The organism is Pseudoclavibacter sp. 8L, assembly GCF_902506465.1.
Taxonomy (GTDB): Bacteria; Actinomycetota; Actinomycetes; order Actinomycetales; family Microbacteriaceae; genus Pseudoclavibacter.
Genome location: NZ_LR733186.1, coordinates 621688 through 637345 on the forward strand (window position 1 = coordinate 621688; position 15658 = coordinate 637345).

The 15658-nt window shown below is 68.9% G+C and carries 14 protein-coding genes; 7 read left to right on the forward strand and 7 right to left on the reverse strand.

Annotated elements, in window-relative coordinates; translation table 11 throughout:
* Positions 1–98 precede the first annotated feature (98 nt).
* The gene (fmdA, locus tag GV007_RS09775) at positions 99–1352 is read left to right on the forward strand and encodes a formamidase (protein ID WP_160072211.1); all 1254 of its coding nucleotides are present in this window, start codon (positions 99–101) and stop codon (positions 1350–1352) included.
* A gap of 164 nt (positions 1353–1516) precedes the next feature.
* The gene (locus tag GV007_RS09780; protein ID WP_160074184.1) at positions 1517–2956 is read left to right on the forward strand and encodes an SDR family NAD(P)-dependent oxidoreductase; all 1440 of its coding nucleotides are present in this window, start codon (positions 1517–1519) and stop codon (positions 2954–2956) included.
* A 21-nt stretch (positions 2957–2977) separates the two neighbouring features.
* On the opposite strand, the gene GV007_RS09785 is transcribed toward GV007_RS09780, so the two are convergent.
* Both GV007_RS09785 and GV007_RS09790 read right to left on the reverse strand, forming a co-directional pair.
* Entirely contained in the window at positions 2978–3808 is an 831-nt protein-coding gene (locus GV007_RS09785; protein ID WP_160072213.1) for a siderophore-interacting protein, read from the reverse strand.
* 68 nt (positions 3809–3876) lie between these two features.
* Positions 3877–4179, reverse strand: a complete 303-nt coding sequence (locus tag GV007_RS09790; protein WP_160074186.1) for a DivIVA domain-containing protein — start codon at positions 4177–4179, stop codon at positions 3877–3879.
* A 222-nt stretch (positions 4180–4401) separates the two neighbouring features.
* On the opposite strand from GV007_RS09790, the gene GV007_RS09795 reads away from it, so the two are divergent.
* The 3 genes from GV007_RS09795 (at position 4402) to GV007_RS09805 (ending at position 7912) form a co-directional block, all read left to right on the forward strand.
* Complete coding sequence (locus GV007_RS09795) at positions 4402–6546, forward strand: TPM domain-containing protein (RefSeq protein ID WP_160072215.1); 2145 nt, start codon at positions 4402–4404, stop codon at positions 6544–6546.
* A gap of 107 nt (positions 6547–6653) precedes the next feature.
* Positions 6654–7409 (forward strand): PspA/IM30 family protein, encoded by a 756-nt coding sequence (locus tag GV007_RS09800; RefSeq protein WP_104241515.1) that lies wholly within the window; start codon positions 6654–6656, stop codon positions 7407–7409.
* A gap of 107 nt (positions 7410–7516) precedes the next feature.
* Positions 7517–7912: a Fe-S oxidoreductase gene (locus GV007_RS09805; RefSeq protein WP_160072217.1), complete on the forward strand. Its 396-nt coding sequence runs from the start codon at positions 7517–7519 to the stop codon at positions 7910–7912.
* A 6-nt stretch (positions 7913–7918) separates the two neighbouring features.
* On the opposite strand, the gene GV007_RS09810 is transcribed toward GV007_RS09805, so the two are convergent.
* Genes GV007_RS09810 through GV007_RS09825 form a run of 4 tightly spaced genes read right to left on the reverse strand, consistent with a single transcriptional unit; the run spans position 7919 to position 11705 of the window.
* Positions 7919–9388: an amidase gene (locus GV007_RS09810; RefSeq protein WP_160072219.1), complete on the reverse strand. Its 1470-nt coding sequence runs from the start codon at positions 9386–9388 to the stop codon at positions 7919–7921.
* A 48-nt stretch (positions 9389–9436) separates the two neighbouring features.
* Positions 9437–10159 carry a uracil-DNA glycosylase gene (locus GV007_RS09815; RefSeq protein ID WP_160072221.1) on the reverse strand — a complete coding sequence of 241 codons (723 nt, stop codon included), beginning with the start codon at positions 10157–10159 and terminating at the stop codon, positions 9437–9439.
* Positions 10156–10887, reverse strand: coding sequence for a Type 1 glutamine amidotransferase-like domain-containing protein (locus GV007_RS09820; protein WP_160072223.1), 732 nt, complete (start codon positions 10885–10887; stop codon positions 10156–10158). Before GV007_RS09820 ends, GV007_RS09815 begins: the two co-directional genes overlap by 4 nt.
* A complete protein-coding gene (locus GV007_RS09825) occupies positions 10884–11705 on the reverse strand; it encodes an SDR family oxidoreductase (protein WP_160072225.1) in 822 nt (273 codons plus the stop codon). Before GV007_RS09825 ends, GV007_RS09820 begins: the two co-directional genes overlap by 4 nt.
* A 144-nt stretch (positions 11706–11849) precedes the next feature.
* Here GV007_RS09825 and GV007_RS09830 point away from each other — a divergent pair, with 144 nt between their 5' ends.
* Entirely contained in the window at positions 11850–13139 is a 1290-nt protein-coding gene (locus GV007_RS09830; RefSeq protein WP_160072227.1) for a bifunctional o-acetylhomoserine/o-acetylserine sulfhydrylase, read from the forward strand.
* Between the two features lie 28 nt (positions 13140–13167).
* Complete coding sequence (metX, locus tag GV007_RS09835; protein ID WP_160072229.1) at positions 13168–14376, forward strand: homoserine O-acetyltransferase MetX; 1209 nt, start codon at positions 13168–13170, stop codon at positions 14374–14376.
* Here metX and GV007_RS09840 read toward each other — a convergent pair.
* The gene (locus GV007_RS09840; RefSeq protein WP_160072231.1) at positions 14269–15654 is read right to left on the reverse strand and encodes a glycosyltransferase 87 family protein; all 1386 of its coding nucleotides are present in this window, start codon (positions 15652–15654) and stop codon (positions 14269–14271) included. The two genes, metX and GV007_RS09840, sit on opposite strands and share 108 nt — an antisense overlap.
* Positions 15655–15658: the final 4 nt, after the last annotated feature.

The following is a 15658-nucleotide window of genomic DNA, read 5'->3' on the forward strand; positions in this document are numbered from 1 at the left end:
GGCTGCCGTCACGCAAGAGACGCGGTATCGGTCACCGACGACCGAGGCTGCCGCGACGCAAGAGATGGCGAATCGGTCACCGACGAAAGGACCGAGCCATGCCCGACGTGCTGTTTCCACTCGACTCGACGAAGAAATTCGAGGACCAGGAGAAGATCGGCCACAACCGGTGGCATCCGGAGATCCCGCCAATTGCGACGGTGAAGCCCGGCGACGAGTTCCGCGTCGACTGCCGGGAGTGGTTCGACGGGGCGATAGTCAACGACGACTCCGCGGAGGACATCCTGAACGCGCCGCTGCTGACGGTGCACAAGCTGAGCGGGCCGTTCCGGATCGAGGGCGCGAAACCTGGCGACCTCCTCATCGTCGACATCCTCGACGTCGGCCCCATTCCCCAGGAGAAGGGGCCGCTCGCAGGGCAGGGATGGGGCTACACGGGAATCTTCGCGAAGGAGAACGGCGGAGGGTTCCTCACCGATCAGTTCCCGGACGCCTACAAGGCGATCTGGGACTTCAGCGGCCAGACGGCGACGTCCCGTCACGTGCCCGGGGTGTCCTTCACCGGCCTCATCCACCCGGGGCTCATGGGGACGGCTCCATCGGCGGAGCTGCTCGCGAAGTGGAACGCGCGTGAGGGAAAGCTCATCGCGACCGATCCCGGCAGGGTGCCGCCGCTCGCGCTGCCGCCGGAGCCCCAGTTCGCGGTGCTCGGCTCGCTCCCGGATTCCGAGTTCGATCGTGTCGCCGGCGAGGCCGCCAGGACGGCTCCCCCGCGCGAGAACGGCGGCAACCAGGACATCAAGAACCTCTCGAAGGGCACCCGCATCTTCTACCCCGTCTTCGTGGACGGGGCGAACCTGTCGATGGGCGACCTGCACTTCTCCCAGGGCGATGGGGAGATCACCTTCTGCGGTGCCATCGAGATGGGCGGCTTCATGGATGTGCGCGTCGACCTGATCAAGGGAGGCATGGACACGTACGGGGTCTCGGAGAACGCCATCTTCATGCCGGGCAATGTGGAGCCCAACTACAGCGAGTGGATCGCGTTCTCCGGCACATCGGTCACGCTCGATGGCGAGCAGCGCTACCTCGACTCCCATCTGTCCTACCAGCGGGCGTGCCTGCACGCGATCGACTACCTCACGAAGTTCGGCTACGCACCGGAGCAGGCCTACCTGCTCCTCGGCTCGGCCCCCATCGAAGGTCGCCTCTCCGGCGTCGTCGACATCCCGAACTCGTGTTCCACCGTCTATCTCCCCACGGCGATCTTCGACTTCGACGTGCGGCCGTCGGTCAACGGCCCGCACCAGATCGACCCTGGCATGGGGGCGCCGAGGGCAGTCGCCTCCTAGTCGCGGCGAGAGGGCCGCGGGGCTGGCGGGTGGGCGCGTGTGGCGCGCCTGCCCGCTGGCCTCTACAATCTCGTGTGCCTTCCGAGACCCCAGACGAGACGCCCACGGCGACGCCCACGGCGACGCCAGACGAGACCAACGGAGCGGAGTTCGCGCCAGAGCGCATCGCCGAGGCCGACCTCGCGACGACTCTGCGCGTGCTCGAGCAGCTCTCCGCCTACGACCGCGAGGACCCGGACTTCATCACGGTCCGTCGGGCGACGGCGCAGTTCTTCAAGGATGTGAAGCGTGTTGGGCGAGCCGCGAAGCGCCAGCGCATCGCCGACGCCGACAAGGCCGTCGTCGCCGCGACCGCCACGGGAGCACCCGACCGCATCGACGACGAGACTCGCGGCATCCCGATCTCGACCTCGACGACCGCTCCGACGGCCGGCGAGCTGCTCAAGCCACGCGCCTGCTACATCTGCAAGCAGCCGTACACGGTGGTCGACGCGTTCTACCATCAGCTCTGCCCCGACTGCGCAGCCTTCAGCCACTCGAAGCGGGATGCGCGCGCCGATCTGACCGGCAAGCGGGCCCTTCTCACGGGCGGACGAGCGAAGATCGGGATGTACATCGCGCTGCGGCTGCTCCGCGACGGCGCGCACACGACGATCACGACGCGCTTCCCGCGCGACGCCGTCCGCCGGTTCTCGGCCCTGCCTGACTCGCCGGAGTGGATCGACCGGCTCAAGATCGTCGGCATCGACCTCCGTGATCCCGCACAGGTCATGGGCCTCGCGGACTCCGTCACGGCCGCTGGCCCGCTGGACATTCTCATCAACAATGCCGCCCAGACGGTGCGCCGCTCCCCCGGCTCCTACGCGCCACTCGTCGAGGCAGAGCTCGCGCCGCTGCCGGACGGACCGCTTCCCGAGCTCGTGACCTTCGGGCACACGAACGACGCGCATCCGCTCGCCCTGGCGGAGTCGGTCGCCGCGCACCCGATCCTGTCCTCAGCGGCGGGACGCACCGCCGAGGAGCTGACCGCAGACGCCATGGCCGCCGGCTCCTCGTCGCTCGAGCGGCTCGCGGCTGGCACCGCCATCGACGCGGGCGGCCTGCTCCCGGACGAGCTGCACATCAACTCGTGGACCCAGCACGTCGACGAGGTCGAGCCTCTCGAGATGCTCGAAGTGCAGCTCGCGAACATGACCGCGCCGTTCCTGCTCGTGAGCAGGCTCCGTGGCGCGCTCAAGGCGTCATCGGCACGCCGCACCTACATCGTGAACGTCTCCGCGATGGAGGGGGTCTTCGGACGCGGCTACAAGGGCCCTGGCCACCCCCACACGAACATGGCGAAGGCGGCCCTGAACATGCTCACTCGCACCAGCGCTCGGGAGATGTTCGAGAGCGACCGCATCCTCATGACCGCCGTCGATACCGGCTGGATCACGGATGAGCGGCCCCACTTCACGAAGATCCGCCTCGCCGAGGAGGGCTTCCACGCCCCACTCGACCTCGTCGACGGTGCAGCCCGCGTCTACGACCCGATCGTCCGCGGCGAATCTGGCGAGGATCTCTTCGGGGTCTTCCTCAAGGACTACAAGCCCGGCTCCTGGTAGCGGGAGGACGAGCTCGCGGGATCAGAAGATCTGGCCGACGGGCTCGCGCTTCTCGCTCTGGAAGGCGTCTTCCGTGCGCCCGGCGGCCCAGTAGCCGGAGAGGGAGAGCTGCGAGCGCTCGACGCCACGGGCGGAGAAGATCTTCCTGAGTCGCTTCATCTGCTCGCGCTCGCCGTGTGCGAAGACCTGCACGAGTCCATCGGGGAATGCGAGGTCCTCGACGGCTGCCGCGATCAGCTGCTGGTCGTACCCGCCATGCTCGCCTCGGTGGAGCCACTGAACGGTGACGCCCGTCGGGGCCGAGAGTTCGATGTGGTCCTCATCCCCTGCTACTTCGACGAGGACCGCGCCCTTCGCGTCCTCGGCAAGCGCTTCGAGCGTGCGCGCGATCGCCGGGAGTGCGGACTCGTCACCGCAGATGAGATGCCAGTCGCTCTCGGGGAGCGGCGAGTAAGCACCGTGCGGTGTCGTGGCCACGATGACGTCGCCTGGCTTCGCGTCGCGAGCCCACGGGCCGGCGACACCGGCGTCGCCATGGACGACGAAGTCGACGGAGACCGTGCCGCTCGCGCGGTCGACCCCACGAACCGTGTAGGTGCGCCGGACGGGGACCTGCTCGTTGGGAAGCGTCGCGCGGAGCTCTTGGAGATCGAACGGGAGCTCGAGCTCGCCGACGCCTCCCCCGAAGTGCAGCTTCAGATAGGTGTCGGCGTGCTCGAGGTCGAAGTCGTCGAGGTCTGCCCCGAGGAAGTGGACCCGGACCAGTGAGCGACTGAGTCGCTCGGTGCGCTCCACGCTCAGGCGGACGGTGGGTCCCCGCTTGCGGGACTTCTGGGCAACGACGTCTGTCACGGTGATGGGCTCCTCGTTCGGGGTGAGTTAGGCCAGCCTAACAAGCCCTCCTGAGGCGCGCCTGTCGCTCAGCGCTGCGCGCGTCCATCGGCGCCGGACTCGGTCTCGTAGCTTCCGAGCGCGTCTGCGAGCTCCTCGAGGAAGACATCCACTTCCTGAGCGGAGTAGCCACGCTCGTAGACGCGGGACGTGAACTTTACGGCCTCGACCTCATGGGACCTGACGATCTCCGCCTGCTCCCGCAGACCCCTCTCGTGCGCCTCGAGGGCGGCGGCGGCCTGGTCGAGGAACTGGTCGACCTCACGGACGTCGTAGCATCCGTCGAATTTCAGAGCGTTGAAACGCTTGGTGCGTACATCTTCACTTCGCACGTTGAACCTCCGGTGTCTCATGTGAAAACCGGACAAGGAGTGCTTGTCCGGTGCACGACAATTCTACGGAACTCCATGTGGAATCACACATCGACGCCGGATCGTCACGAAGCGCTCACCTGCGAAGGGCACTGTTCGCCGCCTGTTCACTCGTGGCGTCACCACGCGCACAACAATCACGTTCTTCACGGCTACACCCCGCTAGCGTTACGGAGAAGGCCGATGACCGGCCAGAAAGGGGTCTCCGTGCGTCGTGCGCTCGCTCTGCTCGGCATCGCTGCCGCAGCACTCCTCGGAACGAGTGCGCCAGCATCCGCCGAGGTCTCTCCGATCACTTCCTCCGGCTCGTCCACCGCAATAGCCCCGGCCGAGAGCCCCGGCTCGCCGCAGGGCCACATCTTCGACCCGGGTGGGCTCGTCACCGGCGACACCTCCGACATCGAACAGGCGATCTCGACGCTCGAGGCCGAGACCGACTACACGATGTACTTCGCGATCGTCGATCGCTTCTCCAACCCGAGCTCGGGGTTCGACTGGGCCAGCGAGTTCGCTTCGGTCAACGACCTCGGCTCCGAGGCTGTCATCCTGTACGTCGGTGTCGACCAGCTCGATTTCGGCCTCAACACCGACAGCGCGTTCCCCCTGGGCGACGGTGCGCTGCGCGACATCGAGACGCAGTCGATCGCCCCGAACCTCGACTCCGGGCAGTACGGTCAGGCCGCCATCTCAGCGGCGGACTCGCTCCGCCAGGAACTCACCGGTTCCGGCGCAACCACCGGAGGCGCGGGTGGAGGCGAGCTCGTGACGGGTGCCGCAGTCGGTACGATCTTCCTCTTCGTGGGCGGGTTCATCGTCGTGGTCGCCCTCATCATCCTCTTCGTCGTGCTCAGCGCTCGGCGCAGGAAGAAGAAGGGCCAGCAGGCGACGGAGGCCGAGCAGAAGGCGCAACTCGAGCAGCTCGCGCAGCGCGCTGCCGGCGAGCTAGTCAGGGTCGACAACCTGGTGAACTCCGCCGACCAGGAGGTCAGCTTCGCCGAGGCGCAGTTCGGGCCCGAGCCGGTCGCCGAGTACCGAGCAGCGGTGGCGGACGCCCGCGAGCAGCTGCGTCGCGCGTTCGGCGTCCAAGGCCAGTACCTCGACACCGAACCCGAGCCGCTGCCAGCCCAGATGCAGATGAACGAGGCCATCCTCGGTTTCGTGAACCTGGCCGAGCAGCGCGTCGCCGAGCAGGCCGCGCGCTTCGAGAAGCTCCGGGACATGGAGCGCAACGCGCCAGAGCTGCTCAGGCAGGTCCGCGGCGAACTCGACCGACTCGAGGGACAGATGCAGGGTGCCGAGTCCCAGCTGACGGCGCTCCGCGCCCGCTACAGCCCGCAGGCGCTCTCCACGGTCGACGACTCGACCAGCCACGCCCGCGAGCTCCTTGCGCTCGCGCGCACCGAGACGCAGAACGCCGATGGCGGTCTGCGCGAAGGACGGACGGGGCCAGCAGCCGTCGACATCGGCGACGCGCAGCTCGCGCTCTCGCAGGTGACCTCGGTTCTGGGCTCCATTGGCGCCGCCGCCAGCGACCTCGAGAACGCGGAGCAGCTCATCCGCCAGGAGATCGGCGAGCTGGAGGCCGGTCTCGCGCGCAGCACGCAGCTCGTCCAGCAGGCGTCACTGCAGCCCGACGTGGCTGCCGCGGCCGCCGCAGCGCAGGCCACCGCCCAAGAGGCGATCGCCAGGGCCCGCTCCGGGAGCGCCTCGGCCGCCGATCCGCTCAGGACTCTCGGGGGTCTCAGGGAGGCGGACGAGGCCCTGGACGCTGCGATCGCGTCGCTCCTCCAGGAGCACGAGCGCCTGGCGGGACTCCGCAGGCAGCTCGATGTCGCCCTCGCTCAGGCCCGCTCGGCCGTCACGGGCGGACTCCAGTTCATCGACGCGCGTCGAGGTGCCGTCGAGAGCGAGCCGCGCGCCCGGATCCAGCAGGCGGAGACCGAACTCCGCACAGCGGAGCAGCTCGCGGCCACCCAGCCTGAGGAGGCGATGCAGCGAGCCAAGAGCGCGATCAGCCTCGCCGAGCGGGCCACAGAGCAGGCCAGAAGCCAAGTGCAGATGCAGCGCAGCGGCTACGAGCAGAGCTGGGGCGTGTCCTCGGGTTCGAACTCCAACAGCAGCTTCAACTCGGGACTCCTCGGCGGGATCCTCGGCGGACTCATCAGCAACAGCGGCTCCTCCGGCCGAAGCTCCTGGGGCGGCGGCAGCTCGTGGGGCGGCAGCTCGGGTCGCCGATCGGGCGGCAGCTCGTCGGGCTTCCGCTCCTCGGGCGGTTTCCGCTCCTCGGGAGGAGGCTTCCGTTCATCGGGCGGCGGCAGAAGGCGCTGACGCGCACCCAGCACGCAGACAGCGCTCCACAGTTACTCCGACACATCACGGCACTCCGACACATCACGGCCATTCATCACGGATCACCAGCGAAAAGGAAGCACTCGATGTCCAACAAGCAGTCCATCTTCGGACGAATCAGCCAGCTCGTCCGCGCCAACATCAACTCGCTCATCGACAACGCGGAAGACCCGCAGCTCATGATCGACCAGCTCATCCGCGACTTCAGCTCGAACATCAAGGAGGCGGAGGCGGCGATCGCGCAGACCATCGGCCAGCTCCGCATGCTCGAGGACGACTACCGGGAAGACGTCCAGGCCGCGTCCGAGTGGGGCAACAAGGCCCTCGCCGCCAGCCGCAAGGCCGACGAGCTGCGCGCAGCGAACGACGAGGTCGACGCGCAGAAGTTCGACAACCTCGCGAAGGTCGCCCTGTCGCGCCAGATCGAGTCCGAGACGGAAGCTCGCACGGCCGAGCCGCAGATCCGCACCCAGACGCAGGTCGTCGAGCAGCTCAAGGGCGGACTCGACGGCATGCGCGAGAAGCTCCGCCAGCTCGGCGCGAAGCGCGACCAGCTCGCCGCCCGCGCCAAGACGGCCGAGGCGCAGCAGAAGGTCAACGAAGCCCTCGGCAGCATCAACGTGATGGACCCGACCAGCGACCTGGGTCGCTTCGAGGAGAAGGTCCGCCGGCAGGAGGCGCTCGTGCGCGGCCAGCAGGAGCTGCAGACCTCCAGCCTCGACTCGCAGTTCAACCAGCTCGAGGACCTCGGCAAGCTGACCGAGGTCGAGGCCCGGCTCGCGGCTCTCAAGCAGGGCCAGCGCGCGCCTGCTGCCATCGACGCGCCGGAGCAGAGCTTCTAGGCCTCCCAGCGCAAGTGTTCGCCGCTGGGACCCGTCTCACACGGTCGGGTCTCAGCGGCGTCCTCCTTTCCAGCCGCCAACGCACCAGCGAACGAAGGTCCTCACCCATGAACCCCTTGAAGATCGTGTTCCTCGATTCGCCGCTGTCCCGGCTCGGCTACCACGCGGCGACGGCCGTCGGGCTCGCAGTGGGCGTGCCGCTCTCCACGGGCCGAGTCGAGAACCATGACGGACTCATCGTCTGCAGTGGCCTGCCCAAGTGGGCGTTCCGCCGGGGCGGGACGTGCGTCGGCCGGGTCTACCTCACTCGCGACACCGTTGGCGAACGGGTGTTCCGCCACGAGCGCGTGCACGTCGAGCAGTGGAAGCGCTACGGTTTCCTGTTCCCGCCGCTCTACTGGCTCGCCGGATTCGACCCGCTCAAGAACCGCTTCGAGATCGAGGCGGGACTCGAGGACGGCAACTACCTCCCGGCCCGTCGCCGCCCCGCATCGAACAGCTGAGCACCCTCAGGAGCGCGCCGCACGATCCCAGGCGGGCGGGTACCGGCTCGGCCAGTCGAACTCGCGCTCGAGCTGCAGCGACAGCCGAAGGAGCGTCGCCTCGTCGCCCGGCCGACCGATGGCCTGCACCCCCGCCGGCAGGTCATTCGCGAACCCGACCGGCATGGTGATGGCGGGCAGCCCGGTCACGTTCACGTAGGACGTGTACGGCGTGTACTGGCACTGCTGCTCGAAGTTCCGCTCCCCGTCGCTCGCGTCGAACCAGCCGAGCGGCCGAGGCGTCATCGCGAGCGTCGGTGTCAGGACGACGTCCACGTCCGAGTACTGGCGGATGATCGCCCGCTCGAACGCGGCGAGCGACGCGAGCGAGGCAGCCAGCTCCGCGGCGCCCTTCGTCCGTCCGACGCCGACGAGCCACCGCGTGAGGGGCTCAAGGGCCTCCAGTTCGGGCCCCTCCAGGGGGATCGTCGAAGCGCCGGCCTGCCACACCGTCCGGAACGCGTCGAAATACTCGGGCGCGTCCGTCGGCGTGACCGGCACGAGCTCGTGTCCGAGTCGCGAAAGCTGCTCCTTGGCGGCTTCGAAGACCGCGGCGACCTCATCGTCGAGCGCGATCTTGTACTCCGTGGACCACGGCGACCAGCAGTTGAAGCCGATCCGCAGCTTCCGAAGGGGCACGTCAAGAGCGTCGAGGTAGGAACGCTCCCCTGCCGGTGCCGTGAGTGCGCTCCGGTCGGCCTGGCTGCCGTCCCTGCGCCGGGCGATCATCCCGTCGAGCAGGAGCGCAGCATCCGCCGTGCTCCTCGCGATGGGGCCCGAGACGGGGAGCCCCGCGAGGGAGCCGACGCCCGACCCATCCGGCACTCGGCCCCGGCTCGGCTTGAGACCGACCAGACCGCAGGCGGAAGCCGGGATGCGGATAGACCCGCCACCGTCCGAGCCCGGCGCGAACGGAAGCAGGCCGGCTGCGACAGCCGCCGCCGCACCTCCCGAGGAGCCGCCGGCCCCGAGCCCAGCACCCCACGGGGTGACTGCGGGCGGGGCCACCGCGTTCTCGGTGTAGGCGGGGAGACCGAACTCGGGCGTGTTCGTCTTCCCCAGGCTGATGCCGCCGGCCGCGTCCATGGTCTCGACCAGCGGCGAGCTCTCCTCCGGCACATACCCGGCGAAGGCGCGCGAGCCGAAGGAGGTCGGCACGTCGGCGCGCGGTTCGAGGTCCTTGTCCGCGAAGGGCATCCCCCAGAGCGGAGCCTCGTGCAGGTCTCCGCGGCGAGATGTGGACGAGGGTTGCCGCTCGAGCGCTCGAGCTCGATCCAACGCGCGCTCTGCGGTGACGGTGATGAAGGCTCCGGATGCACCTCCATCCGCGTCCAGACGTGCCAGGTAGGCGCTCGTGAGCGCCACCGGCGAGAGCTCGCCGCTCGCGAGCAGCTGTCTCTGCCTGACTGCGCCGAGGGTGTGCAGCTCTTGACTCATGATGTGCCTCTCTGAAGCTCGTGTCGGGTGCCGCTCGGTCTGGCCCAGCTAGAACAGGGCTGGCTGCGTGGCGCCCTGGGGCGTCTCGACAACCCGCCAGTCGACCGGATCCGCACCCTGCTGGCGCAGCAGCTCGTTGGTCCGCGAGAACGGACGGGAGCCGAAGAAGCCGCGTGAGGCGGACAGCGGGCTGGGGTGTGCGCTCAGGAGCGTTGGGGTCTCGCCGAGCAGCGGAGCGAGGGCCTGCGCGTCCTTGCCCCAGAGAATCGCAACGAGCGGACGCCTGCGGGCAACGAGGGCCTCGATTGCCAGATCCGTGACCGACTGCCAGCCGAACGCGCGGTGCGAGCCCGCCGCGCCGGCACCGACCGTCAGGACACGGTTCAGGAGGAGGACTCCCTGCTCGCTCCACCGCGAGAGATCGCCGGTGGTGGCCGCTTCGATGCCCAGGTCGTCGTGCAGCTCCCGGTAGATGTTCGCGAGGCTCCGAGGGAGCGGCCGGACGTGGCCCTCGGTGGCGAAGGACAGTCCGATGGGATGGCCAGGGGTCGGATACGGGTCCTGGCCCACGATCAGGACCCGGACGTCGTGGAGTGGGGCCTCGAATGCCCTGAGGATGTGCTCAGGAGCCGGCAAGAAGTCGCGGCCGGCATCCTCCTCCAGCTTCAGCCGCTCCGCGATCTCCTCCAGGCGGCCGGCGGCTGGCTCGAGCGCCCGAGCCCACCCCGGGTCGAGCCGATGCAGATCGCTGAGCCCGCGCAGGTCCGTCATTCCGAGGCTCGGCTGGAGGAGACCGTGACGCCGCCCTCCCCCGCGGTCAGCTGCCAGACGCTCCCTGACCCGAGGATCTCCAGCGCGCCCTCTCCGACTTTGAGGACGGTGTCCTCGTCAACGGCGAGGATGCGCTCCGCGAGTCCCGCTTCGATACTCGCCGCGCACAGCGCGACGAGCCCCCACTGGGCGGCGTGCGCCTCGATGGTCAGATCGACCAGCCCGAGGCCGGCCTCGAACGTCACCTCGTCGAGTCCCTCGCCGGATTCCTCCGGGGCGACGGGCACCCCGCCGATGCGCCACCCGCCGATGATGGCCTCGTCCGCCGCGATGGCGGCACCGGCCGAGTAGCCGAGGTAGGAGACGCCCTCTGCCACCAGGCGGCGGATGTCGGTCGCGAGCGGCGCCAGTGCGGCGAGATACGCGGGGGTGTGGCCCCCGCAGACGAGGATGCCGTGGGCCGTCGAGAAGCTGGAAAGATCGATCTCGTCGAGCGGTTCACCGCTCGCGGTGCTTCGGGCGAGCACGGGAGTCGCCAGGACGCCAGGGTCAACCGATCGGAGTCGGTCCGCGAACCAGTCCGCGACGGGCTCCGGGTTCTCCCCGACCGCGATGACCGCGATGACGGGCGTCGCTCCGTCGGCGCGGCTTCGAGCCTCGCCCGCGAGCTGGGCGAGCGCGAGCTCAACCCCTGGCCCGTCTCCGCCGCCTACCAGGAAGATGCTCACTCGCCGGCCTCCTTCGCGGCGCCCTTCATGACGAGGGGGCCGCGGTGCAGCTGGAACTGCTCCCGCTGCGCCACCGGACGCACGACGAGCTCGTCGACGTTGACGTGACCGGGAAGCTGGAGCGCGAGCTGGATCGTCGCCGCGATGTCCTCCGCGGTGAGCGGATGATCGACGCCCTCGTAGAGCTTGTCAGCTGAGGCTTCGTCGCCCCGCATCCGCTTGAGCGTGAACTCCTCCGTGTGCACCATCCCAGGCGCGATGTCGATGACCCGGATTGGCTCACCGCCGAGTTCCAGGCGCAGCACCCCGATCATCGCTGCCTCCGCGGCCTTCGTCGCGACGTAGCCGCCACCGCCCTGGTAGATGACGCGTCCGGCAGTCGACGTGACCGTGACGATGTCTGCGTGTGGGAAATCGTCCGTGCTGCTCGCGGCGGATGCGCGCAGCAGGGGCAGGAAGGCCGTGATGACGCGCTTCGTGCCGAGGACGTTGAGCTCGAACATCAGCTGCCAATCGGCGATGCTGCTCTCCTCGACGCTCTCGGTGCCGAACGCGCCCCCGGCGACGTTGACCAGGGCCTCGACCTCTCCGAGTCGGCTCGCGGTGTCTCGGAGCTCGGCCACGAAGGCGTCGTCGGTGATGTCCCCCGCCAGCACCTCCGCGCCGGTCTCGGCGGCGAGCTCCTCGAGCCGGTCGGCACGGCGGGCAGTCGCGAGCACCACTCTGCCCTCTGCGCGCAGCGACCTGACCGTCGACCGGCCGATTCCGCTGCTCGCTCCCGTCACTACGACAACACGCGTTCTCTGTTCTTCAGGCATACCTCCATCGTGGCATGCGGCCGCTCGCCGCGCCTGGCACGCGTGACGATTTGTGTCCAGCTCCGTTGCCCGCGCCTGCGCCCACTGCCACACTCGGTGCCACCCGGCTGTCCAGTCGGGTCGCGGCCGACACGGAGGCTACCCATGACCCAGAGCTTCGAGACCAGGCAGATCCACGCAGGCTCTGCCCCCGACCCCACGACCAACGCGGTCGTCACCCCGATCTACCAGACGACCTCGTACGTGTTCGATGACGCACAGCACGCGGCCGATCTCTTCTCGCTCTCGCGCGCCGGGAACATCTACACGCGCATCACGAACCCCACGACCGCAGTGCTCGAGGCGCGCATCGCCGACCTTGAAGGCGGTAGCGGGGCTCTCGCGCTCGCCTCCGGCCAGGCGGCAGAGACGTTCGCGATCCTGAACATCGCCGGAGCCGGCGACCACATCGTGTCCTCGACGTCCATCTACGGCGGCACGTTCAACCTCTTCAAGTACACGTTCGCGAAGCTCGGCATCGACGTCACCTTCGTCGAGGACCAGAACAACCCAGACGCCTGGCGTGCAGCGGCGAAGGACAACACGAAGCTGTTCTTCGGCGAGACGATCGGCAACCCGGCCGTCAACATCCTCGATATCGAGACAGTCGCCACGGTCGCTCACGAGGTCGGCGTGCCCCTCATCGTCGACAACACCATCGCCACCCCCTTCCTCATCCGGCCCTTCGAGCACGGGGCCGACATCGTCGTCCACTCCGCGACGAAGTTCCTCGGCGGCCACGGGGCCGTGATCGGCGGCGTCATCGTCGACGGCGGCACCTTCCCTTGGGATGAGCACAAGGACCGCTTCCCCGGCCTGTCCGAGCCCGACCCGAGCTACGACGGCCTCAGCTACACGGGCGCCCTCGGCAACGCCAACGCGTTCCACACCAAGGCCCGAGTGCAGCTGCTGCGCGACATCGGCGCGTCCATCGCGCCCGCTTCGTCCTGGCAGATCCTGCAGGGTGTCGAGACGCTGAGCCTTCGCATGGAGCGCCACGTCTCCAACGCGACCGCGATCGCGTCGTGGCTCCAGGGCCACGCCGAGGTGCAGAACGTCAACTACGCGGGCCTCGAGTCGAGCCCCTGGAATGCCCTGGCGAAGCGCTACGCGCCGAACGGCGCGGGTGCCATCCTGTCGTTCGAGCTCCGCGGCGGCGTCGAAGCTGGCCGAAAGCTCGTCGAGCGCGTGCAGCTCTTCAGCCACCTCGCGAACATCGGCGACGTCCGCAGCCTCATCGTCCACCCGCCGTCGACGACGCACTCGCAGCTCACCCCAGAGCAGCTCCTCGCATCCGGCATCAACCCCGGACTCGTGCGGCTCTCAGTGGGACTCGAGAACGTCGACGACCTCATCGCGGACCTCTCGCAGGCCCTCGACTCGCTTCGCGCCTAGGCGCGGGGTAGCCGCTAGCCTGGCGCTGATGGACTGGACAGATCACGGCATCTCGCCGCCGAGCGGCAGAATTCCGAACGACGAATTGCGGGCGGTCTCGCTGAGGCCGCCCGCCTCGGGCGCGTGGCGCGACGGCGACGACGTCGGCCACCGCCAGTTCGCCTGGCTCGGGGCGTTCAGCCCCGAGCACGGCGGCGAGCTCCCGCTCATCCGGCTCGCCTACGAGACGTGGGGCACGCTCAACGCCGACCGCTCGAACGCGATCCTCGTGCTCCACGCGCTCACCGGCGACTCGCACGTGGAGGGGCCGCTCGGGCCCGGACATCCGACCGCCGGCTGGTGGCCGGGCATCGTCGGCCCCGGGGCGCCTCTCGACACGGACCGCTACTTCGTGATCGCCCCCAACATGCTCGGCGGCTGCCAGGGCTCGACGGGACCCGCGAGCCTCGATGCTCGCGGAAACGCGTACGGCGCCTCCTTCCCGGTGCTCACGATCCGCGACCAGGTGCGAGCGCAGGCGCTGCTCGCGGATGAACTCGGCATCGCCTCGTTCGCCGCCGTCATCGGCGGCTCCATGGGCGGCATGCACGCGCTCGAGTGGGGCATCATGTACCCCGACCGCACGCAGCGGCTCGTCGTGATGAGTGCCCCCGCGGCGTCCGATGCGCAGACCATCGCGCAGAACACCCTGCAGATCGACGCCATCAGGCTCGATCCGAACTTCAACGGGGGCGACTACGCGGACGAACCCGCCGGGTTCGGACCGCACCGCGGCCTCGCCCTCGCACGGCGCCTCGCCATGCTCAACTACAGGTCGGGCACCGAGCTCGACGACCGCTTCGGACGCAGCTGGCAGTCCAACCTCAGCCCGGAGCAGGACGAAGGGCGCTACGCCGTCGAGTCCTACCTCGACTTCCACGGCAACCGCTTCACGCGGCGCTTCGACGCCAACAGCTACATCACGCTGCTGACGGCCATGAGCTCGCACAACGTCGGCCGCGATCGCGGGGGCCTCGATGCTGCGCTCGCGCGCGTCACCGCATCCACCATGGTCATCGGCATCTCAACGGACGTGCTCTTCCCGCCCGAGACGCAGCACCGCATCGCCGAGGGCGTGCAGAACAGCTACTCAGGCGACAGAGCCGTCACGATCAGGTCGAGCTTCGGCCACGACGGGTTCCTGCTCGAGATCCACCACGTCGGCGACGCCATCCGCTCCATGCTCGCGAACGGCTGAGCTCGCCGGGGTGCGAGCCGCCGAGCTGCCCCTCTGAACCCCGCGCACGGTGCGCCTGCTGCGCGGCCACATGGCCCAGAGCGCCCAGATGAGCAGCACGACCAGCAGGCCGTTGCGACCCGCGAGGAGCGCGACACCGGCGGAGTGGGCGTCGGTCACGAAGTTGTAGTTGCCTGGATAGATGATCTGCGTGAGCCAGGCGATGCACAGGGCGATGCCGGCGGGCAGCGCGAAGCGCCTGATGTCCACGATGAGCCCGAACACGATGACCGGCGCGAGCCACGTGATGAACTGCGGCGAGCCGACCTTGTTGAAGACGATGAACGAGAGCACAAGCGCGAGCGACAGGGCTGGGAACAGGCGCGTGAACGGCATGCCCCGGCGCTTGGAGACCAGCGCGAGCAGCACCACCCCGAGCACGGCGACGGCCAGCAGCGGCGTGAGCAGAGCGCTCACGAACTCCGTGCCTGGACCGTCGACCTGGAAGGTCAGGATCTCCATCGAGTAGTAGGCGTCGTAGCCAGGCACCTGCATGGATGCGAGCCACATGGGCACGGTCGCGGCGACCGCCTCGACCTGCAGCCCTCGTCCCGTCTGCTCGGTCACGAAGGAGAACACGTTCGACCCGCCACCGAGCGCGAGGGCCGGGATGAGCACGGCGGCGCACACGACAACGGCACCCGCAACGAGCCAGAGCCGGTGTCGCAGCACGATGAAGGCCGCGGCGAACACGGCAGCTGGCCAGATCTTGAGCCATGCCCCGAACGTGAGCAGTGCACCGGCGATCTCGGGACGACGCCGAAGCGCCAGCAGCGCGAGGATCGCGATCGGCACGCTCACCGCATCGATGCGGCCGAGCGCCACCGGTCCGAGCAGGGCCATGAGCACGAGCCACCACCAGGCGGCGATCTGCCGCAGCCCGGCGTCGCGAGACGAGGGACGCCACAGTGTCAGCGCCGCGAACGCGACTGCGTTGCCGGCGGCAACCACCAGCAGCCAGCCCAGGCCATAGTTCGCCTGCCCTCCGACCGCGTCGGCCAACAGCATCGGCAGCAGCGAGGGCAGCGGGTACACGAAAGTCGCATCGATGCCGGGCACCTGCCCCAGCTGGGCCTGGTCGACCCACCCGCGGTACACCTGGAACACGTCGCCCATGGGGTTCGAGAGCGAGTAGAGGTTCACGAGGATCAGCACGTAGTGGACGCCCGCGAAGGCAAGCCAGAGCGTCACGATCGAAAGAGGGCCCGGCCAGTGACGGGCGATCCACGACGTAGTCATGCGG